This window comes from Polaromonas sp. YR568 (assembly GCF_943369675.1).
Taxonomy (GTDB): Bacteria; Pseudomonadota; Gammaproteobacteria; order Burkholderiales; family Burkholderiaceae_C; genus Polaromonas.
Genome location: NZ_CALROB020000011.1, coordinates 1 through 24,106 on the forward strand (window position 1 = coordinate 1; position 24,106 = coordinate 24,106).

The 24,106-nt window shown below is 65.7% G+C and carries 24 protein-coding genes; 6 read left to right on the forward strand and 18 right to left on the reverse strand.

Annotation, left to right across the window (positions count from 1 at the left end; genetic code table 11):
• Positions 1–315: 315 nt before the first annotated feature.
• Positions 316–1,026, reverse strand: a complete 711-nt coding sequence (locus tag ACLV8F_RS07740) for a hypothetical protein (protein ID WP_411883654.1) — start codon at positions 1,024–1,026, stop codon at positions 316–318.
• Positions 1,023–1,796 (reverse strand): SURF1 family protein, encoded by a 774-nt coding sequence (locus ACLV8F_RS07745; RefSeq protein ID WP_411883655.1) that lies wholly within the window; start codon positions 1,794–1,796, stop codon positions 1,023–1,025. The genes ACLV8F_RS07740 and ACLV8F_RS07745 overlap by 4 nt, the downstream gene beginning before the upstream one ends.
• 18 nt (positions 1,797–1,814) lie before the next feature.
• Here ACLV8F_RS07745 and ACLV8F_RS07750 point away from each other — a divergent pair, with 18 nt between their 5' ends.
• Positions 1,815–2,048, forward strand: coding sequence for a twin transmembrane helix small protein (locus ACLV8F_RS07750; RefSeq protein ID WP_411883656.1), 234 nt, complete (start codon positions 1,815–1,817; stop codon positions 2,046–2,048).
• 190 nt (positions 2,049–2,238) lie between these two features.
• Here ACLV8F_RS07750 and ACLV8F_RS07755 read toward each other — a convergent pair whose 3' ends face one another.
• The 8 genes from ACLV8F_RS07755 to ACLV8F_RS07790 all read right to left on the reverse strand — a co-directional run bounded on the left by ACLV8F_RS07755 (position 2,239) and on the right by ACLV8F_RS07790 (position 8,844).
• Positions 2,239–3,156: a cytochrome c oxidase subunit 3 gene (locus ACLV8F_RS07755; RefSeq protein ID WP_411883657.1), complete on the reverse strand. Its 918-nt coding sequence runs from the start codon at positions 3,154–3,156 to the stop codon at positions 2,239–2,241.
• A 77-nt stretch (positions 3,157–3,233) separates the two neighbouring features.
• Complete coding sequence (locus ACLV8F_RS07760) at positions 3,234–3,446, reverse strand: DUF2970 domain-containing protein (RefSeq protein WP_411883658.1); 213 nt, start codon at positions 3,444–3,446, stop codon at positions 3,234–3,236.
• On the reverse strand, positions 3,443–4,045 hold the full coding sequence (locus ACLV8F_RS07765; RefSeq protein WP_411883659.1) for a cytochrome c oxidase assembly protein: 603 nt from the start codon (positions 4,043–4,045) through the stop codon (positions 3,443–3,445). Before ACLV8F_RS07765 ends, ACLV8F_RS07760 begins: the two co-directional genes overlap by 4 nt.
• 41 nt (positions 4,046–4,086) lie before the next feature.
• Entirely contained in the window at positions 4,087–4,200 is a 114-nt protein-coding gene (locus ACLV8F_RS07770; protein WP_411883660.1) for a cytochrome oxidase small assembly protein, read from the reverse strand.
• 26 nt (positions 4,201–4,226) lie between these two features.
• Positions 4,227–5,861, reverse strand: a complete 1,635-nt coding sequence (ctaD, locus tag ACLV8F_RS07775; RefSeq protein WP_411883661.1) for a cytochrome c oxidase subunit I — start codon at positions 5,859–5,861, stop codon at positions 4,227–4,229.
• Between the two features lie 90 nt (positions 5,862–5,951).
• Complete coding sequence (gene coxB / locus ACLV8F_RS07780; RefSeq protein WP_411883775.1) at positions 5,952–7,127, reverse strand: cytochrome c oxidase subunit II; 1,176 nt, start codon at positions 7,125–7,127, stop codon at positions 5,952–5,954.
• Positions 7,128–7,264: 137 nt separating this feature from the next.
• Positions 7,265–7,765, reverse strand: coding sequence for a DUF2244 domain-containing protein (locus tag ACLV8F_RS07785; protein WP_411883662.1), 501 nt, complete (start codon positions 7,763–7,765; stop codon positions 7,265–7,267).
• Between the two features lie 176 nt (positions 7,766–7,941).
• A complete protein-coding gene (locus tag ACLV8F_RS07790) occupies positions 7,942–8,844 on the reverse strand; it encodes a biotin synthase (RefSeq protein WP_411883663.1) in 903 nt (300 codons plus the stop codon).
• Between the two features lie 60 nt (positions 8,845–8,904).
• On the opposite strand from ACLV8F_RS07790, the gene ACLV8F_RS07795 reads away from it, so the two are divergent.
• The 3 genes from ACLV8F_RS07795 (at position 8,905) to ACLV8F_RS07805 (ending at position 10,714) form a co-directional block, all read left to right on the forward strand.
• On the forward strand, positions 8,905–9,705 hold the full coding sequence (locus ACLV8F_RS07795) for a ComF family protein (RefSeq protein WP_411883664.1): 801 nt from the start codon (positions 8,905–8,907) through the stop codon (positions 9,703–9,705).
• A 30-nt stretch (positions 9,706–9,735) separates the two neighbouring features.
• The gene (locus tag ACLV8F_RS07800) at positions 9,736–10,212 is read left to right on the forward strand and encodes a tRNA (cytidine(34)-2'-O)-methyltransferase (RefSeq protein ID WP_411883665.1); all 477 of its coding nucleotides are present in this window, start codon (positions 9,736–9,738) and stop codon (positions 10,210–10,212) included.
• Positions 10,213–10,393: 181 nt separating this feature from the next.
• Positions 10,394–10,714 (forward strand): hypothetical protein, encoded by a 321-nt coding sequence (locus ACLV8F_RS07805; RefSeq protein ID WP_411883666.1) that lies wholly within the window; start codon positions 10,394–10,396, stop codon positions 10,712–10,714.
• An 18-nt stretch (positions 10,715–10,732) separates the two neighbouring features.
• Here ACLV8F_RS07805 and ACLV8F_RS07810 read toward each other — a convergent pair whose 3' ends face one another.
• Both ACLV8F_RS07810 and ACLV8F_RS07815 read right to left on the reverse strand, forming a co-directional pair.
• Positions 10,733–11,188: a MaoC family dehydratase gene (locus ACLV8F_RS07810; RefSeq protein WP_411883667.1), complete on the reverse strand. Its 456-nt coding sequence runs from the start codon at positions 11,186–11,188 to the stop codon at positions 10,733–10,735.
• Positions 11,189–11,260: 72 nt separating this feature from the next.
• Positions 11,261–11,878, reverse strand: a complete 618-nt coding sequence (locus ACLV8F_RS07815) for an AAA family ATPase (protein ID WP_411883668.1) — start codon at positions 11,876–11,878, stop codon at positions 11,261–11,263.
• Between the two features lie 73 nt (positions 11,879–11,951).
• Here ACLV8F_RS07815 and ACLV8F_RS07820 point away from each other — a divergent pair, with 73 nt between their 5' ends.
• Both ACLV8F_RS07820 and kefC read left to right on the forward strand, forming a co-directional pair.
• Positions 11,952–12,653, forward strand: a complete 702-nt coding sequence (locus ACLV8F_RS07820) for an NAD(P)H-dependent oxidoreductase (protein ID WP_411883669.1) — start codon at positions 11,952–11,954, stop codon at positions 12,651–12,653.
• Entirely contained in the window at positions 12,653–14,497 is a 1,845-nt protein-coding gene (gene kefC, locus ACLV8F_RS07825) for a glutathione-regulated potassium-efflux system protein KefC (protein ID WP_411883670.1), read from the forward strand. The genes ACLV8F_RS07820 and kefC overlap by 1 nt, the downstream gene beginning before the upstream one ends.
• Before the next feature lie 23 nt (positions 14,498–14,520).
• Here kefC and ACLV8F_RS07830 read toward each other — a convergent pair whose 3' ends face one another.
• The 6 genes from ACLV8F_RS07830 to pcaF all read right to left on the reverse strand — a co-directional run bounded on the left by ACLV8F_RS07830 (position 14,521) and on the right by pcaF (position 24,091).
• Positions 14,521–16,656: a serine/threonine-protein kinase gene (locus tag ACLV8F_RS07830; protein ID WP_411883671.1), complete on the reverse strand. Its 2,136-nt coding sequence runs from the start codon at positions 16,654–16,656 to the stop codon at positions 14,521–14,523.
• A 191-nt stretch (positions 16,657–16,847) separates the two neighbouring features.
• The gene (locus ACLV8F_RS07835) at positions 16,848–17,738 is read right to left on the reverse strand and encodes an adenylate/guanylate cyclase domain-containing protein (RefSeq protein ID WP_411883672.1); all 891 of its coding nucleotides are present in this window, start codon (positions 17,736–17,738) and stop codon (positions 16,848–16,850) included.
• A 175-nt stretch (positions 17,739–17,913) separates the two neighbouring features.
• Entirely contained in the window at positions 17,914–18,669 is a 756-nt protein-coding gene (locus ACLV8F_RS07840) for a sulfite exporter TauE/SafE family protein (protein ID WP_411883673.1), read from the reverse strand.
• A 118-nt stretch (positions 18,670–18,787) separates the two neighbouring features.
• A complete protein-coding gene (locus ACLV8F_RS07845) occupies positions 18,788–21,871 on the reverse strand; it encodes an autotransporter domain-containing protein (RefSeq protein ID WP_411883674.1) in 3,084 nt (1,027 codons plus the stop codon).
• A gap of 179 nt (positions 21,872–22,050) precedes the next feature.
• Positions 22,051–22,836, reverse strand: a complete 786-nt coding sequence (locus tag ACLV8F_RS07850) for a response regulator transcription factor (RefSeq protein ID WP_411883675.1) — start codon at positions 22,834–22,836, stop codon at positions 22,051–22,053.
• Positions 22,837–22,888: 52 nt separating this feature from the next.
• Positions 22,889–24,091 carry a 3-oxoadipyl-CoA thiolase gene (gene pcaF / locus ACLV8F_RS07855; protein ID WP_411883676.1) on the reverse strand — a complete coding sequence of 401 codons (1,203 nt, stop codon included), beginning with the start codon at positions 24,089–24,091 and terminating at the stop codon, positions 22,889–22,891.
• Positions 24,092–24,106 lie beyond the last annotated feature (15 nt).

Sequence of the window (24,106 nt, forward strand, 5' to 3'; positions counted from 1 at the left end):
AGGCACTTGCCCTCCGGGTTGGGATGAAATCGGGCGATTGAGCCACCCAGGCCCTTGCATGGGCATCAGCCCATGCGGCGTGCCCGGTCGGCCCACTCATCCCGATTGCATCCCAACGCGGCGCCGTTTAGACCGTGAACAGGTTCTAAAGATCAAGAACTAGAGGGCAGAGATGGTCACTTCCGCGCGCGTAAAAAGGAATAACTCCGCTATCAGCGACAAGAGCCAAGGCCGCAGCGCAGGGCCGCCCCAAGCAAGGCCAGCCCCCTCGGGGGGCAGAGAGCCACACGCAGTGGGCGAACGTGGGGGCCATATTCACCGGCCTTCTTTGTCCCAGCTACTGGAGGCGCGCAGCAGGCGCTCCAGGTCACGCTTGGCCTTGGCGGCGGCGGCGGCATCCATGTCGGCCGGGAAACGCATCATCCAGTTGCCGATCGGGTCGACCAGGTAGAGGTGGTCTTCCAGGCGCTGGCCGGCGGCGGGCTCCAGCCATTTCGCCAGGTCGGCGGGCGCCACGCGCAGCACCGGGGACGAAGCCAGGGCCGGCAGCAAGGCATCGCGCACGGGCGCTTCGTCGGCCACCAGCCAGACGCGGTCCAGGCGCTCTTTTTCCTTGCCCAGCGACTCACGCAGCTGGCGCTGGAAATACAGGTTTTGTTCGCAGCGCGCATCGCAGGCGCCGCCCGCCACACTGATCAGCAGCCACTGGTCTTTCAGCGCCGTCAGCGTACCGGCACGGCCGTCAAGCGCGCGCGTGGCCAACGGCGGCAGGGGGCGCTGCGGGTCTATCAGTTCGCCGAAGTTGCGGCGGCCTTCGGGCCGGACCACGTAGTAAGTGAAATAGGAAGCGACCACCGGGGCGGCGCACACCAGCAGCACGGCCAGCATCTTCCAGCGGCCCGCGACGGTGCTGGGCGCGCTGGACTGGTCCGGCACCGGCATGGCATGCACGGTCAGGCCCAGGGGCTGGTCCTGCAGGGGAGATGCGGCGGCGGGGGTCGAGGAAGCGTCAGGCGTATTTGTCACGGCGGTTGATCACCGCTTTTTGGGCGGCGTGATGAGGTACTTTGGGCACGGTGGGCACGGAAAGGAAGAAACAGCTGAAACCAGCCATACAGGATGAACACCAGGGCGCACAGGCCGAACCACTGGAAGGCATAACCGTAGTGCTTGTCCACGCCCAGGTTGGGCGCAGCCCATTCACGCAGCAGACCCTCGCCGGCCGCGCCTGTTTGCAGCAGCGAGACCTCCAGCAGCGGCAGGCCGGTTTGCGCGCGGTAGGCGGGCACATCGAGATTTTGCCGTATCCGGCCGCTCTCGACGCCCTGGAACTCATAAAGCCTGGAGGGGGGCGGCGCGATGCGGCCCTCTACCGTGACGATTCCCGCGGGGGTTGTAATCTCCGGCAGGCGCGTGCGGTCGGCGAAGTTGCGCGGCACCCAGCCGCGCTGGACCACGATGGCCTGCGAGCTGCCTTCGAGCACCAGCGGCGTCAGCACCACAAAGCCGGTCTTGCCGCTCATGGGCCGGTTGTCCAGGTAGACGGTGTGTTCCGGCCGCCAGACGCCCTTGAGCACGGCGGGCCGGTGGATGTCGTCGCTGATGTTTTTGGCCGAGAGCAGCGATTGCGCATCCAGCGTGGGAAGCCGGCCTTTGGAGTCGACAGCAGCCTGCAGCGCCTCTTTTTGCGCGGCGCGGCGCAACTGCCACTGGCCCAGCGAAAAGGTGGTGCCGGCCACCAGCACGGCGGCCAAGGTCAGCAGCCAGAAGCGAGGGGAGTGCAAAGCCGGGGTCATGCGCGGATAATCCTGTTCATGACTTACCTCGTAGCACTGGCATTCATCGCCATCCTCGCCAGCCTGGCCTCGGCGCTTTTTTTTATGCTCAAGGGCGGCAAGGAGAACGAAGGCAGCAGCAAACGCAAAACCAGCAACATGGCACGCGCGCTGGCGTTCCGTGTCGGGTTTTCGGTCTTGCTGTTCATCTGCATTTTGATCGCGTGGAAACTGGGATATATCCAGCCCACCGGCATCCCGGCAGGCAAATAGCGCCACTCAAAACCCCTCCTGGCGTTGTTGCGCCGCCTTGCCGTGCTTCAGCACTGTCTGCGGCGTCGCGCCTGGCCAGGACCGCTTCGCTGGGTTTTGTGAGTGACACTCGATAAAGAATGGAAAATAAAGAACAAAGGCCGCATCAAGCGGCCTTTGGTTGAGCGGCTACGCCGCGATTGGTTCCGCCTTACAGCCAGTACACCAGGATGTAGAGGCCCAGCCAGACCACGTCCACAAAGTGCCAGTACCAGGCGGCGCCTTCAAAACCGAAGTGTTTTTCCGGCGTGAAGTGGCCTTTTTGCAGGCGCAGCGTGATGAACAGCAGCATCAGCATGCCGACGAACACGTGGAAACCGTGAAAGCCCGTGAGCAGGAAGAAGGTCGAGCCATAGACGCCCGAAGACAGCTTCAGGTTCATCTCATGGTAGGCATGGAAGTACTCATAGCCCTGCACGAACAGGAAGACGATACCGAGCAGGACGGTCGCCCACATGAAGGCGATGGTGCGGGCGCGCTTGCCTTCGATCAGCGCATGGTGGGCGATGGTGATGGTGACGCCGGAGGTCAGCAGAAGCGCGGTGTTGACGGTGGGCAGGGAGCCCATGATGGAAGCCCAGATGCCGCCGCCAATCATCAGCGGCTTCATCGCGGTGAAGGGCTCGATGATGTCGGCGGGCGATGCCGTCACGCCGGCGGCCAGGCTGGGCCAGACGGCTTTGAAATCAGGCCAGAGCAGCGCGTTTTCGAGGCTGCCCAGGGCCGGCAGCGAGTGCGCGCGGGCCCACCACAGGGCGGTGAAGAAAGCGCCGAAGAACATCACTTCCGAGAAGATGAACCAGCTCATGCTCCAGCGGAAAGACAGGTCGATCTTGCGGCCGTACAGGCCGCCTTCGCTTTCGGCGATGGACTGGCTGAACCAGCGGAACAGCGTCACCAGCCACCACACCATGCCGAAAGCCAGCGACCACATGCCCCAGCCGGCGCCGTTGATCCATTGGCTGGCGCCGAGAATGACAAAAAACAGGCCGATAGACGCCATCACCGGGTGGCTCGACGGGGCGGGGACAAAGTAGTGGGGGGTTGACCCGTGGGTTGCTGATGACATCGCTCGACTCCTGTTTTTCTCTCGAATTTCCAATAATCTTTAACTCAAACCGTGATGGTTGCGTGAACGCCGCGCCTTCAGCGCGCCACCATCCACTTCGCCAGCAGCACCAGGACCACGACGAACACGACCACGGCAATCAGCCCGACCACGATGATGTGGAGGGGGTTCAAATTTTTCACGTCTTCCTCGTAGTCGCCGCGGGATCGCAGGCCCACGAAGGACCAGGCCACGGCCTTGACCGTGCGCAGGAAGGAAGGTTTTTTGGCGGGAGTTGCAGCCATGTTCATGCGCCTGCCTGTTTTTCAGGTGGCACGGCGGCCGTCGTTGCCTTCGGTGCGGCTGGCGTCTTGCCGCCCACTTCAAAGAAGGTGTAAGACAAGGTGATGGTGGCCACGTCTTTCGACAACTTGGGATCAATCACAAACACCACCGGCCACTGCTTTTTCTCGCCGGGCGCCAGCGTGTACTGGCTGAAGCAGAAACATTCGAGCTTGTTGAAATGCGCGCCGGCCTGGGCGGGCGCATAGCTGGGAATGGCCTGGGCGGACATGGTGCGGTTCTGCACGTTCTGGAACTCGTACATAACCGTGGTCAACTCGCCCGGATGCACCTGCAGCGTGTTCTGGGCCGGCTTGAAGTGCCAGGGGCCGCGCGAGTTCGCGTCGAACTCGACCGTGATGGTGCGGGTCAGGTCGACCTGCGTGTTGGCCGGCAGGCTGGACGTGGCCCCGGGAATCTGCCGGTCGGACAGGGCCAGCACGTTGATGCCGGTCATCTCGCAGATCGCCTTGTAAATGGGCACCAGCGCGTAACCGAAGGCAAACATGCCGAGCACGATCACGCCCAGCTTGCCCATCATGTTGAAATTTTCGCGCTTGAGCCGCATTGCAGTGGTACCGGGTTGAGCCTGGAGTCGGACGCGCCGGCTCAGTGGCTCAGGAAAATCATCTTGGCCATGAAGCCCGCAAAAAAGACCAGCGCGACCGAGGCCAGTATCAGCGCCAGCTTCAGGTTGCTTTTCTTTTGTTCAGGTGTGGTCATGGCGTTACCGATGGGGATTAAATCAATCAGCCGATCACGCGGGTTGCCGAGGCATCCAGCTTGGGCGGTGTTTCATAGGTGTGGAAAGGCGCGGGCGATGGGACTTCCCACTCCAGGCCTTCGGCGCCCTTGCCGCCTTCGTCCACCCAGGGATTTTGCTTGGCGGGTGCACCCTTGCCGCGCATCGTGGGGACCACGATGAACAGGAAGAAATAGACCTGCGCGAAACCGAAGAAGAAGGCGCCCACGCTGGCCACGGCATTGAAGTCGGCGAATTGCATGGGGTAATCGGCATAGCGGCGCGGCATGCCGGCCAGGCCCAGGAAGTGCATCGGGAAGAAGGTCACGTTGAAGGAAATCAGCGACCACCAGAAGTGGATCTTGCCGCGGGTTTCGTTGTACATGACGCCGGTCCACTTGGGCGACCAGTAGTAGTAGCCGGCAAACAGCGCGTAGAGCGAACCGGCCACCAGCACGTAGTGGAAGTGGGCCACCACGTAGTAGGTATCCTGCAGCTGCGTGTCGATAGGCGCGACCGAGAGGATCACGCCGGTCAGGCCGCCGATGGTGAACACGAAGATGAAGCCCACCGCGAACAGCATGGGGGTTTCAAAGGTCATGGAGCCGCGCCACATGGTGGCGATCCAGTTGAACACCTTCACGCCCGTGGGCACGGCGATCAGCATGGTGGAGTACATAAAGAACAGCTGGCCCGTGACCGGCATGCCGGTGGTGAACATGTGGTGCGCCCACACGACGAAGCTCAGGATGGCGATGGAGCCGGTGGCGTACACCATGGAGGCGTAGCCGAACAGGCGCTTGCGCGAGAAGGCGGGAATGATCTGGCTGATGATGCCGAAGGCCGGCAAGATCATGATGTAGACCTCGGGGTGGCCGAAGAACCAGAAGATGTGCTGGTACATCACCGGGTCGCCGCCGCCGGCGGGGTTGAAGAAGCTGGTGCCGAAGTGGCGGTCGGTCAGCGTCATGGTGATGGCGCCTGCCAGCACGGGCATCACGGCGATCAGCAGGTAGGCGGTGATCAGCCAGGTCCAGCAGAACATCGGCATCTTCATCAGCGTCATGCCGGGAGCGCGCATGTTCAGGATGGTGACGATGATGTTGATCGAGCCCATGATGGACGAAGCGCCCAGGATGTGCATCGCGAAAATACCGGCATCCATGGACGGGCCCATCTGCAGCGTGAGCGGCGCGTAGAGCGTCCAGCCCGCGGCGGGCGCGCCGCCGGGCATGAAGAAGGAACCGACCAGCATGGCGCCGGCGGGAATCATCAGCCAGAAGCTGAAGTTGTTCATGCGGGCGAAGGCCATGTCGGCCGCGCCGATCTGCAGCGGGATCATCCAGTTCGCGAAGCCCACGAAGGCCGGCATGATGGCGCCGAACACCATGATCAGGCCGTGCATGGTGGTGAGCTGGTTGAACAGCTCGGGGTTGACCAGCTGCAGGCCGGGCTGGAACAGCTCGGCGCGGATCAGCAGGGCCAGCACGCCGCCGAACATCAGCATGAAGAAACTGAACAGCAGGTACAGCGTTCCGATGTCTTTATGGTTGGTCGCGAAGACCCAGCGACGCCAGCCCACCGGGGCATGGTCGTGGTGGTCGTCGTGCGCGTGGTCGTGATGGTCTAGAACTGCACTCATCTTGGCTTCCTTTGGTGGCTTTGGCCTGTAGCTTTATCGTGGCTGCCGGCGCACAACGCGCCGGCGAATTCTGGTCGTGGGGCGATCGGCTTACTTGCGGGCGGCCTGCACTTCGGCGGGCTGGACGATCTGGCCGGTCTGGTTGGACCAGTTGTTCTTGGAGTAGCTGATCACGGCGGCGATGTCGGTGTCGCTCAGGGCCTTCCAGGAAGGCATGGCACCGCCGGCGGCGCCGTTGAGCACGGTATGGATCTGTTTGGCGTGGTCGGCGTCGAGCACGATGGGCGAGCCGTCCAGCGGCTTGATCGGGCCGGCGCCCTTGCCGTTGGCCTGGTGGCAGGCGGCGCAATTGGCGGCGTAGACTTTTTCACCGCGGGCCTTCAGGTCGACCAGGGTCCAGACCTTGGTCGGATCATCGGCCTTGGCGGCGGCTTCCTTGGCCTTCACGGCAACCCAGGCGCTGTAGTCGGCGGCGGACACGACCTTCACGTGGATGGGCATGTAGGCGTGTTCCTTGCCGCAGAGTTCCTGGCACTGGCCGTAAAAGTCGCCGACCTGTTCGGCGCGGAACCAGGTGTCGCGCACAAAACCGGGAATCGCATCCTGCTTGATGCCGAAGGCGGGCACCGCGAAGGCGTGGATCACGTCGCTGGCGGTGGTGATGATGCGGATTTTCTTGTTGACGGGCACGACCAGCGGGTTGTCGACCTTGAGCAGGTAGTTGTCGGGCGCTTCGCCGGCCTTGGGGCCGCCGTTGTCGGACATTTCGCGGTGGGTGTTGTCGAGCGTGGAAACGAAGCCTATGCCTTCGCCTTCGCCCTTGATGTAGTCATAGCCCCATTTCCACTGGATGCCGGTGGCCTTGATGGTGAGGTCGGCGGCGGTGGTGTCCTTCTGGGCGACCAGCACCTTGGTGGCCGGCAGGGCCATGGCGATCACGATGATGAAAGGAACGATGGTCCAGGCGATTTCAACGGCGGTGGACTCGTGGAAGTTGGCCGATTTGTGGCCGACCGACTTGCGGTGCTTCAGGATGGAATAAAACATCACACCGAACACCGCCACGAAGATCACGAGGCAGATGGCCATCATGAACCAGTGCAGCCACTGCTGCTCCGCGGCGATCTTGGTAGCGGCCGGGTGCAGGTTCAGCTGGTTGACGGCCGGGCCGCCGGGCAGGTCGTTGACGGCGTAAGCGGCGGTGCTGACCCAGGCGGCCGCAGATGCCAGAATTGCGCCTGCATGCTGCATGCCAAGCCGTGTCATTTTGCTCATGGTGTTGCTTACGTTCATCGTGATCACTTTTTCTGCTTCAATTACCGACCAAATTAACCGGCTGATTATAAAGTTAGCGGCGGAGCCTCCCGCCGCACCTGAACTGACGCGAGGCTTTCAAGCCTTCTTCAACCGCCCCGCAACGCCATGCGAATCTCGCGGGCCAGCGCCGGACGCAGTTCAGGCCGCACATGCCGCCCCACCTGCACCGACCGCCCCTGCCCGGACACCTCGATCAGCGAGCCGTCCCCATCCTTGGGTTCAATGCGCACCCATTCGCGGTTGAACTCCGCGCGCTCGGTGCGCCCCGCCGTTTCCAGTTCCACCACCAGCTGCCCGCCTTCGAGGACGATTTTTTCACCGTCCCCCGCGTGGCGGGCGTACACCACAAAGGCCGCGCCCACCGCCAGCAATTCAGCCCAGGCAAAAGGCATCACCATGGTGGCGCCCTGTGCCCAGAAAAATGCCGCAATTCCCAGCGAAACGCCGCACAGCGACACGTACAGCCACCCGAGCTGGGCCGGGGTGAGTGAACAGTGACGCTTGAGAAGCCACAACACAGCGTCGTGGCTGTGGGCGCCCTGCGCGGGCATGGTGGCAAAACGAAACGCTGGCGTTGGCTGCAGCATGCGGCAACCCCCCAAAAAAACAGCGGACCATGCCGTGCAAGGGCCGCATGAGGCTTGGGAACATACCCAAAATTCTGTATTGAATTGTAGCCGGTTTGCCTCGGCGCTCCCCTGAAAAAGCCCTCAAACCGGTGATCACGGCAGGGCCGGCGGGCGCCCGCGCAACACGTGCGGGCTCAGGATCCGGGCCGCGCACCTTGCAGCATGCTGCGCATGTCGGCCACCGACACCGCGCTGAGCGCGCTGACCTTGACTTTGGGCGGCGCCTTCAAGGCGTGACCGTAGATGACCTCGAAGGTCAGGGACAGTCGCCCGTCCTCGCCCTTGACGAGATGCCGGGCCAGCGCCTCTTCAAGCCGCGCCTTCCAGGCCCGGCCGCGCAGCGCAGGAAAGCGCGCGGGATGGAAGTTGCGTCCCAGTTCGGCCAGGTCTTCGAGCAGCCGCGCGGGCGTGGCGTAAGTCAGCGTGATGCGCTCCATGTCCATCACCGGCTCGGCAAAGCCCGTTTGCACCAGCATGTCGCCCCAGTCGTGCATGTCGGTCAGCTCATGGCCCGCGGGCGGCCAGCCCAGTTGCGCATAGACCTCGCGCAATTCTTTCGCGGTGTCGGGACCCAGGCAGGAAAACATCAGGAAACCGTTGACCTTGAGCGCCTGGTGCCATTGCGCGAGCAAAGCCTGCGGGTCGGCTGATTCATGCAGGGCCATGTTGGCCCACAGCATGTCGGCGCTGCCCGGAGTCGGTGCTTCAAAGCGCAGCGGCGCGGCCAGCCAGCGCCGGGGATTCCACCACGGGAGCGTTATTTTTTTGACGGCCTCTTTTGTGCGCGCCTCACCGGACTCCAGCACAAAGGCTGCCGCGCCCGGGTAGGTTTTGGCCAGCTGCGCATGGGCCAGCAAGCCGCCACGCAAGGCCCCCCAATGCACCCAGGAATTTGGCTGCAGCTTGATCCATTGCAGCCGGTCCATCATGCGGCGCGCCACTTCCTCATGCAGCCACGGCGAAGCCAGGGGCGCGCTGCGCTCCCAGCGGCTGACGGCGATCGGGTCTAGCGTGGGCGGGCGCTCGGTGGGGGTCATGGAGGAGGACAAAAGAAGGAGAAGGCGGATCGCCGAAAAGTACGCGAGTATATTGACACGGTGTTCACCCGCCTGCTTGCCCCCGCCGCATTCCTGCCCCGCTCCCCGGGCTTTGCTTCCGGTTTGGCTTCGGGCTTTGCCGCCGGCATCGCCAGCCAGTGCGCGGTCTGCCGCAGCTGGCCGGCGCACCCGGTGTGCGGGCCCTGCGTTGCCCGCTTTGCACCGCCGGTGCAGCGCTGCACGCGCTGCGCCCTCGCCTTGCCGGCCGATCTTTCCATGGGCCTTCGCACAGGGCCGCCGCTGTGCGGCGCCTGCGCTGTCGACCCGCCGCCGCTGGACCGCGCTTTCGCCGGCGTGAGCTATGCCTATCCCTGGTCCACGCTGGTCGCCGGCTACAAATTCGGCGAACAGCACGGCTGGGCGGCTTTTTTTGCCGGCCTGCTGCTGCAGTCGCCGGGCCTTGCCCAGGTGCTGGGCGAGCTGACGCGCGAGGACTGGCTGGTCCCGGTGCCGCTGTCGGCGCAGCGCCTGCAAACGCGCGGCTTCAACCAGGCCTGGGAACTGTGCGCCGCGCTGGCCCGGCAGGCGCGCACGCAGGCCCGCCTCGACGCCCTGCTGCTGCTGCGCACGCGGCACACACGGCCGCAAAGCCAGCTCAAGCGCAAGGAGCGGCTGGCCAACGTCAAGGGCGCCTTCCAGGTGGATCCGTTGCGCGCGGCGGAGCTGCGCGGCCGGCGCGTGGTACTGGTGGACGACGTGATGACCAGCGGCGCCTCGCTTTACACCGCAGCGCAGATTTTGCGCGATGCGGGCGCAACGCACATCACCGCCGTGGTGCTCGCTCGCACAGCACCGGCCTAAAATCCCGGGCTCTCTTCACCCTTCTCCCGCATGTTCAATATCGTTTTGGTCGAACCTGAAATCCCTCCCAACACCGGCAACGTGATCCGGCTGGCGGCCAACACCGGTTGCCGCCTGCACCTGGTGGAGCCGCTGGGTTTTTCGATGGACGACAAGCACATGCGCCGCGCGGGACTCGATTACCACGAGTACGCGCAGGTGCTTCGCCATGCCAGCTGGCAGGCGATGCTCGAAAGTGAGCAACCACCCCTGCATCGCCTCCTTGCCATGACAACCCAAGGCTCGGGCAGTGTTTACGACATGCGCTTCCTGCCCGGTGACTGGCTGGTGTTTGGCGCGGAAACCCGCGGCCTGGCGCCGGAACTGCGGGAATCCTTCCCCCCAAGCCAGCGCCTCAAAGTGCCCATGCGGCCGGGGCAACGCAGCCTGAACCTGTCCAACACCGTGGCCGTGACGGTGTTTGAGGCCTGGCGCCAAAACGGGTTTGGCGGCGGGCCGGCTTCCTGACAGCGCCCTGAAGACCTGCCCGCCCGCCTGGCCAAATCCGTTGTCAGGAAGTAAGTAGAAACCCTATAATCCGATGCTTCAAACCTAAAGCTTTGAAGCGTGTGGATGCCGATACCCCCGGCGATTCCGGCGTATCCCCTTCCTCATCGTCCCCAGTTCACAAGACTGGCAGGAGTCTTTTGTGAACACGGTCATCAAGCGCATTCTTGGCATGGCAACGCCTGCATTTTCAGATTCCGGCCGCCAGGTTAACCGCCTGCCGGTCGAGCAGGTCCGGGAAAGCCTGCAGGCCCTGCTGCACGACTGCCGGTGCATGCGTTCCCAGCGGGTTCTCTACAAGATCAATGTGGCCCAGACGCCGGCCGACCTGTGGCTGCTGCGCAGCGACCTGCACCAGTGCATTGCCCAGACCCACAGCCAGAGCGAGGCGGCCGAGCGCATCAACAGCCTGATCGAGGTGTTTGAGGGCTGGCTGCCGGCCGGCCAGTTGCTTCGAATCTAGGTTTCCGGGCCTTTCGGCTCAGGGGTAGCGCCGCACCAGCGACTCGGCGACGCACACCGGCTTGGCCGAACCCTCGCGTTCCACCGTCATTTCCCAGGTCATCTGCATGCCGTCGCCGGCGATGGGCTCGGCGGCCAGCAGTTTCATGCGGCCGCGCAGCCGGCTGCCGACCGGCACGGGCGCCGTGAAGCGCACCTTGTTGAGCCCGTAGTTCACGCCCATGCGCGAGCCGGTGATGTCAAAAGACGATTCAAAAAAGCGCGGCAGCAGCGACAGCGTCAGGAATCCGTGCGCAATCGGCGCGCCGAAGGGCCCGGCGGCGGCTTTTTCGACATCGACGTGGATCCACTGGTGGTCGCCCGTGGCTTCGGCGAACCGGTTGATCTGTTCCTGGGTGATGGTGATCCAGTCGCTGACGGCGACTTCCTGGCCGGTGCAGGCGGCCAGGTCGGCCAATGTGTCAAAAATTCTCATGCCGCCACTGTAACGGCAGCATCGCGCGTTTTTTGTCGGCTCAGCGACAAGCCACCGCGCAAAAACCCGGCCTCAGCGGTCCAGCCACTGGCAGATGGCCTTCCACTGCTCCATGTCTTTTTCGACCCGGCTGGGCGCCACGTCGAACAAGGTCAGCCCGCGGGCCGCCAGGTGGATGTAGTTTTGCGTGTCGCGCAGGTAGCCCAGCACCGGCAGGCCCAGGCCTTCGACAAATCCGCGCAGCTTGTCTGCGGCGATGGTGCGCGAATCCACGCGCATGCCGACAATGCCGACCTGCATCTTGCCGGCGTGCTTGTGTTCGGCGAGCTGGTCCAGGAAGGTGCGCGTGGCGAAGATGTCGAAGACGCTGGGCTGCAGCGGCACGATGACCTTGTCGGCCAGCTTGAGGACATCGTTGAAGCGCCAGCCGTGCAGGCCGCCGGGGGTGTCCAGCACCACATGCGTCGTGCCCTTGGGGGGTTTGACGATCAGGTCAGCGTTCACGTCCCAGGTGGCGATCTGCCGGGCAGCCGGCGGCCTGAGCCCCAGCCACAGCCGCGAGGACTGCTGCCGGTCGGCATCCCCCAGCATGACCGAATGGCCCTGGCTGGCGTAGTATCCGGCAACATTGGTGGCCAGCGTCGTTTTGCCGACGCCCCCCTTCGGATTGGCGATCACAACCACGGGCATGCGAATCTCCTCAGGTTTAGAACTTGTCCGTTCTTGGGAACTCTTGATGTAGCTTTTCCGCTATGGTAACGGCATGGACAGCCTTCTCACAACCACTGAAAAACCCACGGACGGCACGCCAAACCCTGACATTTATGTCATTGCGGCCCATCCGGCGTGGCGCGAATCCCGGGTCAACCGCCCGATGATGGAGGCCGCAAAAGCCTTGCCGCGCACCCATGTGCAAGACCTTTATTCGAGTTACCCCGACTACGCCATCGACGTGCCGAAGGAGCAAGCCGCCCTGGAACGCGCGCAACTCGTGGTGCTGCTGCACCCCATCCAGTGGTATTCCATGCCGGCGCTGCAAAAGCTCTGGATCGACGACGTGCTCACCTACGGCTGGGCTTACGGCGAAGGCGACGGGGAAAGCGGCCCGGGCCGCGCGCTCGAAGGCAAGGACTTGTGGCTGGTCGCCACCACGGGCGGCCCCGAGGGGTCTTACCACCCGCAGGGCTACAACCGTTACTTTTTTGACGCCTTCCTGCCACCTTACGAGCAGACTGCGGCCCTGTGCGGCATGCGCTTTCTGCCGCCGCTGGTGCTGCACGGCGCCCACACCGTCGACCGCCAGACTGTTGCCAGCCACGTCGCCACCTTCGGACAGCGCCTGCAAAGCTACCCCGACTGGCCCGAGCTGGAAGACCTGGAGCAATGCGCCGCCTGCGTGGTGCCCATGAAGGACAGGCCGGTCGAGCACCTGGATGCCGCCGCCAACGCCGTGAGGGTTGCGTGATGGAGCACACGCCCGTCTGGCTGGTCAACAGCTTTATCTACCTGGCCGCCGCCGTCATCGCCGTGCCCCTGGCCAAAAAGCTCGGCCTGGGTTCCATCATCGGCTACCTGGCCGCCGGCATCGCCATCGGCCCCTGGGGCCTGGGCCTGGTCACCAACGTGCAGGACATCCTGCATTTCGCCGAGTTCGGCGTGGTGCTCATGCTGTTCCTGATCGGGCTTGAGCTCGAACCCAAACGCCTGTGGAACCTGCGCCGGCCCATCTTCGGCTGGGGCAGCGCGCAGGTGCTGGGCTGCGCCGCCTTGCTCACCGGCGTGGCCATGGCCTTCGGCGTGAGCTGGCAGATCGCGCTGGTCGCCGGCCTGGGCCTGGCGTTGTCGTCCACCGCGATCGCGCTGCAGGCCATCGGCGAGCGCCATTTGATGCCGACCTCCAGCGGGCAGGCGGGCTTTTCCATCCTGCTGTTCCAGGACGTGGCGGCCATCCCCATCCTGGCGCTGCTGCCCCTGCTGGGCGCCATGGCCGGCGACAACGAAGCTGTGAGCCACAGCAGCCGGGCCTTCGAAGCGCTGAAAATCGTCGGCGCGATCGCCGCCATCATCCTGGGCGGCCGCCTGCTGCTGCGCCCGCTGCTGCGCTGGATCGCCAACAGCGGCACGCCCGAGATCTTCACCGCGGCCTCGCTGCTGCTGGTGGTCAGCATCGCCGCGCTGATGCAGTTCGTCGGCCTGTCGATGGCGTTGGGCGCTTTTCTGGCCGGCGTGCTGCTGGCGGAAAGCGAATACCGGCGCGAACTCGAAACCGACATCGAGCCCTTCAAGGGCTTGCTGCTCGGGCTCTTCTTCATCGCCGTCGGCATGAGCATCGACTTCGGCGTGCTGTGGCGCTCGCCCGGCCTGATGGCCGCCATCCTGTTCGGCTTCCTGGGCCTGAAGCTGGCCGTGATCTACGGGCTGGCCAAGCTCATGAAGCTGCCCTTCCAGGAGCGGCCGGTGTTCGCGGTGCTACTGGCGCAGGGCGGCGAGTTCGCCTTTGTGGTGTTCCAGGCGGCCGCCGGGGCCCAGGTGTTTTCCGCCGAGACCGCGTCGCTGCTGATAGGCGCGGTGGCGCTGTCCATGCTGCTGAGCCCGCTGCTGCTGGTGGGCGTCGACAAATTCTGGGTGCCGCGCTACGCCAACTGCAACCTCCCCCAGATGGAGGAAATCTCCGAGCAGCAGGAGGCGCCCATCATCATTGCCGGTTTCGGCCGCTACGGCCAGATCGTCGGCCGCATGCTCCTGGCACAGGGCATTCCCGCCACGGTGCTGGACCACGACGCCGAGATGATAGAAACCGTGCGCGCCTTCGGCTACCGCGTGTTCTACGGCGACGCGACGCGCCTGGACCTGCTGCGCACCGCCGGCGCGGCCACGGCCAAGGTGCTGGTGCTGTCGGTGGACGACATGGAGCAGTCGCTCAAGATCGTCGACATCGCGCGAGAGAACTTCCCGCAGATGCAGATCGTCGCCCGCGCGCGCGACGTGACGCACTGGAACGCATTGCGCGACCGCGGCGTGATACTGGTGGAACGCGAGGTCTTCGAGTCCAGCCTGCGCAGCGCGCGCAGCGTGCTGGAGCTGCTGGGCCAGCCGCCGCACGAGGCGCGCCAGGCGGCCATGCGGTTTCGCCAGCACAACCTCGAGCTGTTTGAGCGCATGTACCCGCACCGCAAGGACCGCACCAAGGTCATCGCCGTGGCCACGCAAGGACGCTTGCAGCTGGAGGAGCAACTGGCCCAGGAGCGCCAGCTGCAGGCCCAGCGCCGGCCCGCCGGCTGGCAGGACCAGGAACCGCTGGACCGCTAGCGGGAACCCGGGCGCCCAGGCTCCTAGCGCCTGAACTGCTCAGCGTCGCGCCGCCGCTGCTCCATCGCGCGGCGTTCCACGCACACCGGGTGGTTGGTGAAGGCCGGCTTGGCGCACTGTTCCGACATGCAGATCTGAAAACCGATCAGCATGCGGTCTTCACAGGCCTGCTTTGGATTGCCCGAGGTCGCGGCCGGCGCCGGTGCGGTGGCGTGGTCAGCGGCCGCCGCGGGTGTTGCGCCGGCGGTTTTGGCCTGGGCGGCCTGCTGTTTGGCCAGCCGTTCTTTCTCCTGGGCGGCCTTGCGGGCCGCGACGGCCAGTGCGGCCGCGGCCTTGGACGCCGGGGACAGGGGCGCTACCGCCGCGGAGGCCGCGGGCTCGGGCGCCACCGGTGCGGCTGGCGCTGCCCCGCTGGTGTTGGCCGCGGCATCAGCCGCCAGCGGAAGGGCGGATTCCACCGCGGCTGCCCGCGGCTTGGTGAAAGACTTGATCCCCAAACCCAGGACCGCCAGCAGCACCACGCCCGCCACGCCCCAAACCAGGTAACGCGAAGCAGGCGCGGGCGCCGCCGCCCCGGATGCGGCCGGCTCGGCACTGCGGCGCTTTCGCGCGGACTCTGCTTTTTCCGGCTTGACGGCGGGCATGGCGACCGGCGCCACCCTGGCCGGTTTGACTTCCCTGGCTTGCGCAGGGGCCGCCGCGGGCTCCGCATGCCCCAGGTGGGCATCACTGAACACGGTCTCGGGCCACTCGGATTCGACGTGCTGCTGCGTCTCGGCGAATGCCGGCGGCACAGCCGCCGCGGGGGCGCCCAGCCGCGTGGCGTCCGGGTCATCGGCGGCGGGCATGGCCGGCACGTCTGGCGCGGCTGGCGCAAAAGATGCCGGCACAGGCGCCTGGGCCGCGGCTTCTTCAAGTGCCTTCCAGGCCATGTCGGTCGCCGTGCCGGTGCCGGCGGAGGTGCCGCCCGCGGCGGCAAGGGCAGCCGCGTCATCCGGGCGCGGAATGCCCAGCGTGCCGGTGCGCGAGCGCGTGCCGATGTCCGAATCTTCCCCGCCCGGCACGCCCATCTTTTTCAGGCGGCGGCGGGCCAGGTCGGCATAGATGCCCGAGGGAAATTTGCTGAGAAAACCCTGGATGTCCTCGACGTCCATGGACTCCTTGATCTCTTTCCAGTAGACCAGCTCCAGCTCCTGCGTCACCACCGAGATGTTGGCGCTGGTGCCCGACTGCTGGTCCACCAGCGCCTCACCGGCCAGCAGCGTCGACGTCCAGGTCGAATGGCTGCCCTGCCCCGGCGGCAGGGGCGGCGGCAGCACCGCGGTGTCGGCCGCTTCGCGGGCCGCGGCCTGCAGCGCCGTGAGGAAGTCCTGCGCGCTGGCATAACGCTGGTCGCGCGACTTGGCCAGGGCCTTGATCACCACCGCGTCTATCGCGGCAGGCAGCCTGGCGTTGAAGCTGCTGGGCGGCGCCGGCGTGTGGTTCACGATCTGCTGGATGGTCGCGAAATCGGTGTCGCCGTCAAAGGGCCGTTTGCCGGTCAGCAGCTGGTACAGCACGATGCCGGCGGCGAACAGGTCGGCGCGGGCGTCTATGGGCCGGCCCTGCACCTGCTCGGGCGACATGTATTTGAGCGTGCCCACCATGGAGCCCTGCGTGCGCGTGGCTTCGCCCGAATCCTGGATGCGCGCCACACCGAAATCGGTGAGCTTGACGCGCCCCTTTGTTTCGATCAGCAGGTTGGCCGGCTTGATGTCGCGGTGGACGATGTTTTGCCGGTGCGCGTAATCCAGCGCCGACAACAGGTCGCCCATGATGCCCAGGGTCTGCGCCAGTGTGTAGAGGTCGCCCTTGTCCAGGTGGTGCTTGAGGTCGTCGCCGGCGATGAATTCCATCACCAGGAAGGCGATGTCGCCGTCGCGGTCGGAGTCGTAGACGCTCACGATGTTGGGGTGCTGCAGCCGCGCCGCCGAGCGGGCCTCGGTGCGAAAACGCACCTCGTATTCGGCGGCGGCCTCTTCCGAGAGGTTCTCGACCTTGATGGTCTTGATCGCCACGCGCCTGTCCAGGTTCGGGTCGCGCCCCTCGTACACCAGCCCCATCGCGCCTTTGCCCAGGACGCGGATCAGATCGTATCGGCCAAGCTTCTTGAGACTCATGAGGAGGTTGAATTGGGCGAGTGGGCGAGTGGGCGGGGAGGCAAAAAGGCGGGATGGCCTGCGGGCGGCCCCACAGCCCGGCTACGTCTTGAAACAAAAATCGATTCTAGCTTGCATCGCCCGGAGGCAAAACCGTTGAAAACCGTTACTTTTTCCGGTGCGCGGCCCCTGCCGCGGCCGGTTCCACTGCCTCAGGTCCGGATGGAAAACGCCACCAGCGGCGCGTTGTCCTCGCTGCGGTCGCAGCCCGGCACGATGTGGCCGCTGCCGACCAGGTAGCACTCGGTGCGGCGCAGCACCACGGCTTCGCTCTGGTTGCCCAGGTAGACCCAGGTGCCGTAGCTCGAAGCGTCCGTCAGCACAAAATGCCCGCCGCGCCACTCCAGCGTCGCGTGCATGCGCGAGACGCGCGGGTCGTTCAGCGCCAGCGCCGCATCGGCGCCCCGGCCCAGCGCCAGCTTGCTGCTTTTGGCGTCCAGCCGCACGGTCTGGCCGGCGTAGCTCAGTTCCAGGAAGGCCTGGCTGGGCGAGGCGAACATCGATCGCCCGGCCATGGTCGCGTCCTCGTCGCGCCCGGTCTGCCATTCGACGCGGTAGACGTGGCTGGCTTCGGCCCGGCCGCGCAGGTACATGGGGCCCATGCTGCGCAAGGCATCCCGCTGGGCCGGCAGCAGCGCCGTCCAGACGTTTTCGGTGGTGAGGATTTGCGCGGCGCCGGCCAAGTCGGCCAGGCGGGCGGCGGAATTCACGGTGTCGCCGAAGCAGTCGCCGTCGATCTCGACGACTTCACCCGATTCGATGCCCATCTGCATCTGCACCGGCGCGCCGCTGCCGCCGGGCTTGATGGGTTTTTCCTGCAGGCGCTTCTGGATGCTGATGCAGGCCGAGAGCGCGTCGCCCTCGTTCGGAAAGACCACGAACAGGCCGTCGCCCAGCAGTTTCACGACCCGGCCCTGGTGCTCCTGGAACACCTGGCTGAGCACGCCGATGAGCTGCGTCACGAAGCGCGACGCGGTTTCATCGCCCAGCCGTTCAAACATGCTGGTGCTGCCCACAAGATCGGCAAAAACAACCGTGGTCATGAAGGGGAAGTCAGACGCAATGTAAGCATATTGTTCTCATCTCCGCGATTCTCACAGAAATTCGTGAAAAGCAGGCCGGGAAAAGTCCGGGGGCCGGCGCAAGACCCGGCCGGGCATCGGGCCGTGCTGGACGGAAGCGGCAATTCCCGCTATGGCCGGCGGACGCCCGGCTTCTTCAGTGAAACCCGTCCCACAGCAGCTTGCAACCCGTCAGCAGCATGCCGACGTAGAGCAAACGGTAGAACAGCACCGGGCTGATGCTGCGCGCCATGCGCACGCCCATCCACACGCCCAGCGGCGCCAGCGGCAGCAGCACCAGCGAGGTCGCCATGTTGCGCACGTCCAGCAGGCCCAGCCAGGCGTAGGGAATCCACTTCGAGAGGTTGATGACAAAAAAGAAAGCCGCCATGGTGGCGGCGAACTTCACCGGGCTCAGGCGCATGGGGATCACATAGGCGCTCAGCGGCGGCCCGCCCGCATGCGAAACGAAGCTGGTAAAGCCCGAGGTCACCGTCAGGATCGCGCCCAGCCATTTCGGCGGCGGCGCGCTGTCGGGCCGCGGCGGGAACAGCAGGCGCTGCGCCAAAAACAACAGCGTGAATATTCCCACCAGCGCCGCCACCACCTTGGCGTCCAGCACCTTGAACAACAGCGCGCCCACCACCGTGCCCACCAGGCCAAAGGGGATCAGGAATTTGAGGAACTTGAAGTCGAAGTCGCGCCGGAAAGCCGCCAGCCCCAGCAGGTCCATCAGCAGCAGCACCGGCATCAGGATGGCCGCCGCCTGCGGCACCGTGACCGCCAGCGCCATCACCGGCACCGCGAGGGACCCGAAGCCCGCGCCGAAACCGCTTTTGCTGACGCCCAGCATGATCACGGCTGGGACGGCGACGGCGTAGAAATAGGGGTCGGTGATCAGCGGGAAGGTCATGAAGTCACAGTGCGAATGCGGGGCAGGCGATCAAGGCAATCGCCTCCCTCAGGAATGAAGTCCCGCATTTCACCACAGAGGCCCGCTGATGGGCCGTCACCCAGGCTGCGCGAAAGCCCTACCAGGCCCCGCGCAGCGCCACAAAAAAGCCCAGGTTGCGCTGGCGCGCATTGCCTTCCAGTTGCGCATCGGCCACCAGCGTGAACCCCTTGCCGACCTGGCCCGAAACACCCAGGCCCAGCACCAGGCTGTCGCGCTTGAGCGCCACACCCGAAACCTGGAAGCTGCCCACGGCCGGCGCGCCCGTGAGGTTTGCGGCCAGCGGCGCGTTGACATTGCCGAACTCATGCGCCCACAGCAATCGCGGCTCGACCTTGACGCTGCCCACTTCATGCACCGTCTTCGCGCCCAACAGGGTGCGTGTCGAGGTCGTGGTCTGCCCCGCCACCTGCAGGTTGAGCGCGCCCGCGCCGGTCTCGGTGAAGCCGTCCGTCTTTGTGCGCACATAGGACAGCGCGGCCAGCGGCTGCAGCAGGTAGCCGGCCTTCGGCAAGTCATAGGTGGCCTCGGCATACACCGACTGGCTGCGGCTGTCGAAGTCCGAACTCGCCGTGCGGGCCAGCGGGCCGACGACCACCGCACGGTCCATGTGGTTGGCGTTCCAGGCCAGACTGGCCAGGCCCTTGAAAGCCCAGCGGCCGGTGGCGTAACTGCCGTAAATACCAAGCGCATTGCCGCGCGAGCGGCCGGTGTCGGCTGTGCCGTCAAAGGAAACACGCGACGTACCGCTGGTCAGCGCCGCGCCGAGCACCAGGCCTTCACTCACTTCGGCATCAACTCCGGCGGAGAGCCCGCTGCCGCGCAAGGTATTCGCCGCCGCATTGCCATCGCTGTCGGTGTTGCTGCCGGCGCCGTAGCCGCGCAGCCAGAAGCCGCGCGCGCCGGGTTGCTGCTGCGCGCCGTCCAGCGCCCCGCCCATGCCTGCCTGGGCGACGCGCCGCCCGTCAGCCTGCCAGTCATTCGCCGCCAACAACAAGGGCGAACCGAAAGCCACCGCCTGCCGCGCCGCATCACCCGACGCCACCACGCCAAGCCGGCGATTGAGCTGCAGGCCGAAGCCGCCGGCGAAAACCTCACCGGCGCGCCGCAGCGCGACCAGCGAGGCCCCGCCTATGGCATCAAAGGCCGCTTGCGCCTGCGGCACCGAGAGCCCTGTGATGGCATTCGTCACCGCCACCATGTCACCCACGCTGCCGCTGCCGGCCTGCAGCGCCCCGGCGGCCGAACGCTGGTTGGGTGTTCCGGCGGCATCCGCGAAACCGAGGTCGTTGCGCCTGAGCAGCAGAAACACATTGTTCGCGTCGTAGGCCAGTGACGGCGTCAGGAATGCAAGGTTGGACGTCGCTGCCGCGAACCTGCCCGTCACGCCGCCGCGGGCGTTGAGGATGGTGTACTGCGTGCTGGCCTGGTAATTGCCCGCGCCGGCCTGCACGTCCACCGTGCCGCCGTTGATCACTGCCGTGCCCGGCGCGCCAGTGACGTTGATGCGGTCGGCGTTGCCGGCGGCGTCCACCTCGACACGGTAGATGGAACCGGGAGCGAAGGTCACATTGCCCGAGACCGTGAGGGTGCCGATGGAGTTGCCGGGCGCGAGCACGCCGCCGCTCGCGGCATTCACCGCTCCGTTGATGGCGCCGGTGCCGCCCAGAGTGCCGCCCGCATTCACCGTCACTCCACCGGCCAGGGAACCATTGACCGCCAGCGTGCCGGCATTGACGGCCGTGCCGCCGGAATAGGTGTTGGCGCCTGAGAGGACCAGCGTGCCGGCGCCGGCCTTGGTGAGGCCGCCCGTGCCGCTGATCACGCCGGACACCGTCGCCGTGTTGCCGTTGGTATCGAAAGTTCCTCCGCCGGCGCCCAGCACCATCGACGTGGCCAGTGTGAGATCCGCGCCGTTGACCAGCAGCGTGCCCCCGGTAAACGTCGGCGCCGTGCCCGCGCAGCCCAGCGCGCCGGCCGTGTTGGCGACAAAAGTGGCGCCGGCCGCGAGCATCCCGCCGCCGTTGCCGCACAGGCCCGCATTGAGAGGATCGTTTCCCGTCGAGGCAAACGCGAGCGTGTTGACCGGCACCCCCGTTCCATCAGCGAGCGAGAACACCGCGATCCTGTCGTCAGTTCCCTGAAGCGCGATGTACATGTAGCGCCCATCCGGACTGATCGTCGCACCCATGGGATTAAAGCCGGCGGCGAGGGGGCCGCCGACCTGCGTATTGCTGGCGGCGTCGTATTGCCGGACGGTGAAGTCGTTCTGGTTCGAGACGTAGAAATACCTGCCGTCCGGGCTGACGGTGACGCCAAACGGCAGGCTACCGGTCGGAAGTGTCGCGATGACACCCGGGACCGGGGCGGCCGTGTCGATGGCAAAGACCTGGTTGGTGGCGCTGGTGGCATAGACGCGCGTCCCGGCGGGGTTGGCCGCAATCGCGATCAGCTGGCCGCCGGTGTTCACCGTGCCGATGATGGTGTTCGTGGCCGTGTCGAGGATGCTGACGCTGCCGTTCGCGCCGGTGCCCTGGTTCGCGATGTACGCGCGTAAGCCGTCCTGGCTGAACACCACCTGGCGGGGCTGGCTGTTCGCGCCTGTGGCAATGCTCGTCAGGGCGGTGAGCTGGCCGGTGCGGGCATCCGCGCTGAAAACCGAGAGGGTGTTGGCGCCGCCGGCGTTGTTCGCCACGTAAACACGTGTCCCGTCGGGGCTGACGTTGACGCCGCGCGGCCCGTCGCCCGTCGCCACGGTCTGCACCACCGTGTTCGTCCTGGTGTCTATGACCTTGAGCTGGTCCTGCCCGTTCAGCGTCACATAGGCAAAGGCTTGGTCACCCCGCACCACGGCGTGGGTGCTGGCGGCGCCAACGTTGATCGTCGTCACGGCGCCAAGGGTTCCATCCGCGTTGGTGCGCAGGACCGAGACGTCGTTGGTCGCCGTTGTGGCGTACAACAGCAGGCCTTCCTGCGCGCAAGCCCCGCCATAGCCAGCCACGGCGAGGCCCGCGCCCACCAGCTGGGTGATCCATCGCTCACCGGAAAAAAAACCACCGCCTGCGCGGTTCTGCGATGGCGTGAACGCGCGCGCAATGAGTACGGCGGTGCAGCAGCGCACCATCAACAGCGGCGCACGAAAGCGGCGGGCGTGGTCCCTCATGGCGAGACTCCTCCGGTGACAGGAACTTTTTATGGATGGGCGGGCGCCGCCAAAGCCGCCGGCGCCACAGTGACCGCACTATGCCCACAAGCGCAGAATCACGGAACCCCCTAAAAAGGGGGAAATTAAAACAAAGGTTTTTGTTTCAACGGCCAGCTGAAAAAGAAAGTGCGAAAAACTCAGCCCGCCTTGCCAAGCCAGAGCGCCATCAGCGCCGCCCGGTTGTTGACGCCGAATTTGCGGTAGATCGCCATGACGTGCTCATGGGTGGTGTGGTAGCTCTGGCCCAGGTCGGCGGCGATCTGCTTTTCCGGCTCGCCGCCCAGCAGGCCTTGCAGCACGCCGCGTTCCGCGGCCGTGAGCGGCGTGGCGGCCACCAGCAGGCCGTGGCCCAGCAACTGGTTGCGGTGAAACCATTTCAGCCCGCGCAGCGCAGCGGCCGCCATGTCGCGTTCGGCCTCGGTGAAGCGCGGGTGGCCCTCGCCGCGGTACAGGCCGAAGTAGACCTCGGCATCCGCATTGACCGGGCAGCCCGCCCAGATCGCGTCGGTGTGGCCGAGGCCTTCGTAGAAATTCCGGTAGTAGCCGGAAGAAAACCATTCCTCGGGCACCAGGTCGATCAGCCGGTTAGCGCGAAAGCGGCCGGCCAGCGCCACGTTGCGCACCGTGGTGAGGTCGATGTCGCCCTCTTCGAGCATGCGGGTCTGCTCTCGCGCGCCGGCGCGCAGGCGCGCGAAGGGATGGAGATGTTCGGACAGGCGCGGCCGCCAGCCGTTGACCGGGTCATTCGGCCCCATCTGCGGCATGCGCACGGCACACACCCAGCTGGCGTTCTGCGCATCCACCAGCGCGCAGAGTTCACTCAAGAGGTGCTTGAGCGCGACGTCCTGCTGGGCGGCCTCGAAGCCCGCCATGTGGTCCCACAGGGCGTAGATGCGTTCGGTGGAATCGTCGGGCGAGGCCATCGCGCGATTCTAGGGGTGATGCCGAAAAAAGCATCACCTCTGAACGCATTGTTTAAACCCGTTCGAGGATCACGGCAATGCCCTGCCCCACGCCAATGCACATGGTGGCCAGCGCATAACGCCCGCCGGTTTTGTGCAACTGGTTGACGGCCGTGGTGGCCAGGCGCGCGCCCGATGCGCCCAGCGGATGGCCCAGCGCGATGGCGCCGCCGTTGGGGTTGACGCGCGGGTCGTCGTCCTGCACGCCCAGCATGCGCAGCACGGCCAGGCCTTGCGCGGCGAAGGCTTCGTTGAGTTCGATCACGTCCATCTGCGCCATCGTGAGGCCGGTGAGGGCCAGCACTTTTTGCGTGGCGGGCGCCGGGCCAATGCCCATGATGCGCGGCGCGACACCGGCGGTCGCCATGCCCACGATGCGGGCGCGCGGCGTGAGGCCATTCTTTGCGGCGGTGGCTTCATCGGCCAGCAGCAGCGCGCAGGCGCCGTCGTTCACGCCGCTGGCATTGCCGGCGGTCACCGTGCCGTCGGGCCGCACCACGCCCTTGAGTTTGGCCAGCGCTTCGAGCGAGGTTTCGCGCGGGTGTTCGTCCTTGCTGACCACAATCGGGTCGCCCTTTTTCTGGGCAATCGTCACCGGCGTGATTTCCGCGTCGAAGTAGCCGGCCTTTTGCGCGGCCACGGCTTTGAGCTGGCTGGCCAGCGCCATCTTGTCCTGGTCTTCGCGGTTGATCTTGTAGTCGGTCGCCACGTTCTCGGCGGTTTCGGGCATGGCGTCGACGCCGTATTTTTCCTTCATGAGCTTGTTGATGAAGCGCCAGCCAATCGTCGTGTCGTAGACCGCGTTGGCGCGGCTGAAGGCGCTCTCGGCCTTGGGCATCACAAAGGGCGCACGGCTCATGCTCTCAACGCCGCCGGCAATCATCAAGGTGGCTTCGCCCGACTTGATGGCGCGCGCGGCCGTGCCCAGCGCGTCCAGGCCCGAGCCGCACAGGCGATTCAGGGTGGCGCCCGGCACGTCCATGGGCAGGCCGGCCAGCAAGGCGGCCATGCGCGCGACGTTGCGGTTGTCTTCACCGGCCTGGTTGGCACAGCCGTAGATCACGTCGGTGACGGCCTGCCAGTCGACATTGGGGTTGCGCGCCATCAGCGCCTTGATGGGGATCGCGCCCAGGTCGTCGGTGCGCACGCTGCTGAGGGCGCCGCCGTAGCGGCCGAAGGGGGTGCGCATGGCGTCGCAGATAAAAGCTTGGGTCATGGTGTGGTGTCTTTT

Excerpts from the sequence above, each read along its gene's own strand:
- ACLV8F_RS07745 (WP_411883655.1), bottom strand. The coding sequence starts at position 1,796 with ATGACCCCGGCTTTGCACTCCCCTCGCTTCTGGCTGCTGACCTTGGCC.
- ACLV8F_RS07750 (WP_411883656.1), top strand. The coding sequence starts at position 1,815 with ATGACTTACCTCGTAGCACTGGCATTCATCGCCATCCTCGCCAGCCTG.
- ACLV8F_RS07755 (WP_411883657.1), bottom strand. The coding sequence starts at position 3,156 with ATGTCATCAGCAACCCACGGGTCAACCCCCCACTACTTTGTCCCCGCC.
- ACLV8F_RS07760 (WP_411883658.1), bottom strand. The coding sequence starts at position 3,446 with ATGAACATGGCTGCAACTCCCGCCAAAAAACCTTCCTTCCTGCGCACG.
- ACLV8F_RS07765 (WP_411883659.1), bottom strand. The coding sequence starts at position 4,045 with ATGCGGCTCAAGCGCGAAAATTTCAACATGATGGGCAAGCTGGGCGTG.
- ACLV8F_RS07770 (WP_411883660.1), bottom strand. The coding sequence starts at position 4,200 with ATGACCACACCTGAACAAAAGAAAAGCAACCTGAAGCTGGCGCTGATA.
- ctaD (WP_411883661.1), bottom strand. The coding sequence starts at position 5,861 with ATGAGTGCAGTTCTAGACCATCACGACCACGCGCACGACGACCACCAC.
- coxB (WP_411883775.1), bottom strand. The coding sequence starts at position 7,127 with ATGACACGGCTTGGCATGCAGCATGCAGGCGCAATTCTGGCATCTGCG.
- ACLV8F_RS07785 (WP_411883662.1), bottom strand. The coding sequence starts at position 7,765 with ATGCTGCAGCCAACGCCAGCGTTTCGTTTTGCCACCATGCCCGCGCAG.
- ACLV8F_RS07790 (WP_411883663.1), bottom strand. The coding sequence starts at position 8,844 with ATGACCCCCACCGAGCGCCCGCCCACGCTAGACCCGATCGCCGTCAGC.
- ACLV8F_RS07800 (WP_411883665.1), top strand. The coding sequence starts at position 9,736 with ATGTTCAATATCGTTTTGGTCGAACCTGAAATCCCTCCCAACACCGGC.
- ACLV8F_RS07810 (WP_411883667.1), bottom strand. The coding sequence starts at position 11,188 with ATGAGAATTTTTGACACATTGGCCGACCTGGCCGCCTGCACCGGCCAG.
- ACLV8F_RS07815 (WP_411883668.1), bottom strand. The coding sequence starts at position 11,878 with ATGCCCGTGGTTGTGATCGCCAATCCGAAGGGGGGCGTCGGCAAAACG.
- ACLV8F_RS07820 (WP_411883669.1), top strand. The coding sequence starts at position 11,952 with ATGGACAGCCTTCTCACAACCACTGAAAAACCCACGGACGGCACGCCA.
- kefC (WP_411883670.1), top strand. The coding sequence starts at position 12,653 with ATGGAGCACACGCCCGTCTGGCTGGTCAACAGCTTTATCTACCTGGCC.
- ACLV8F_RS07830 (WP_411883671.1), bottom strand. The coding sequence starts at position 16,656 with ATGAGTCTCAAGAAGCTTGGCCGATACGATCTGATCCGCGTCCTGGGC.
- ACLV8F_RS07835 (WP_411883672.1), bottom strand. The coding sequence starts at position 17,738 with ATGACCACGGTTGTTTTTGCCGATCTTGTGGGCAGCACCAGCATGTTT.
- ACLV8F_RS07840 (WP_411883673.1), bottom strand. The coding sequence starts at position 18,669 with ATGACCTTCCCGCTGATCACCGACCCCTATTTCTACGCCGTCGCCGTC.
- ACLV8F_RS07845 (WP_411883674.1), bottom strand. The coding sequence starts at position 21,871 with ATGAGGGACCACGCCCGCCGCTTTCGTGCGCCGCTGTTGATGGTGCGC.
- ACLV8F_RS07850 (WP_411883675.1), bottom strand. The coding sequence starts at position 22,836 with ATGGCCTCGCCCGACGATTCCACCGAACGCATCTACGCCCTGTGGGAC.
- pcaF (WP_411883676.1), bottom strand. The coding sequence starts at position 24,091 with ATGACCCAAGCTTTTATCTGCGACGCCATGCGCACCCCCTTCGGCCGC.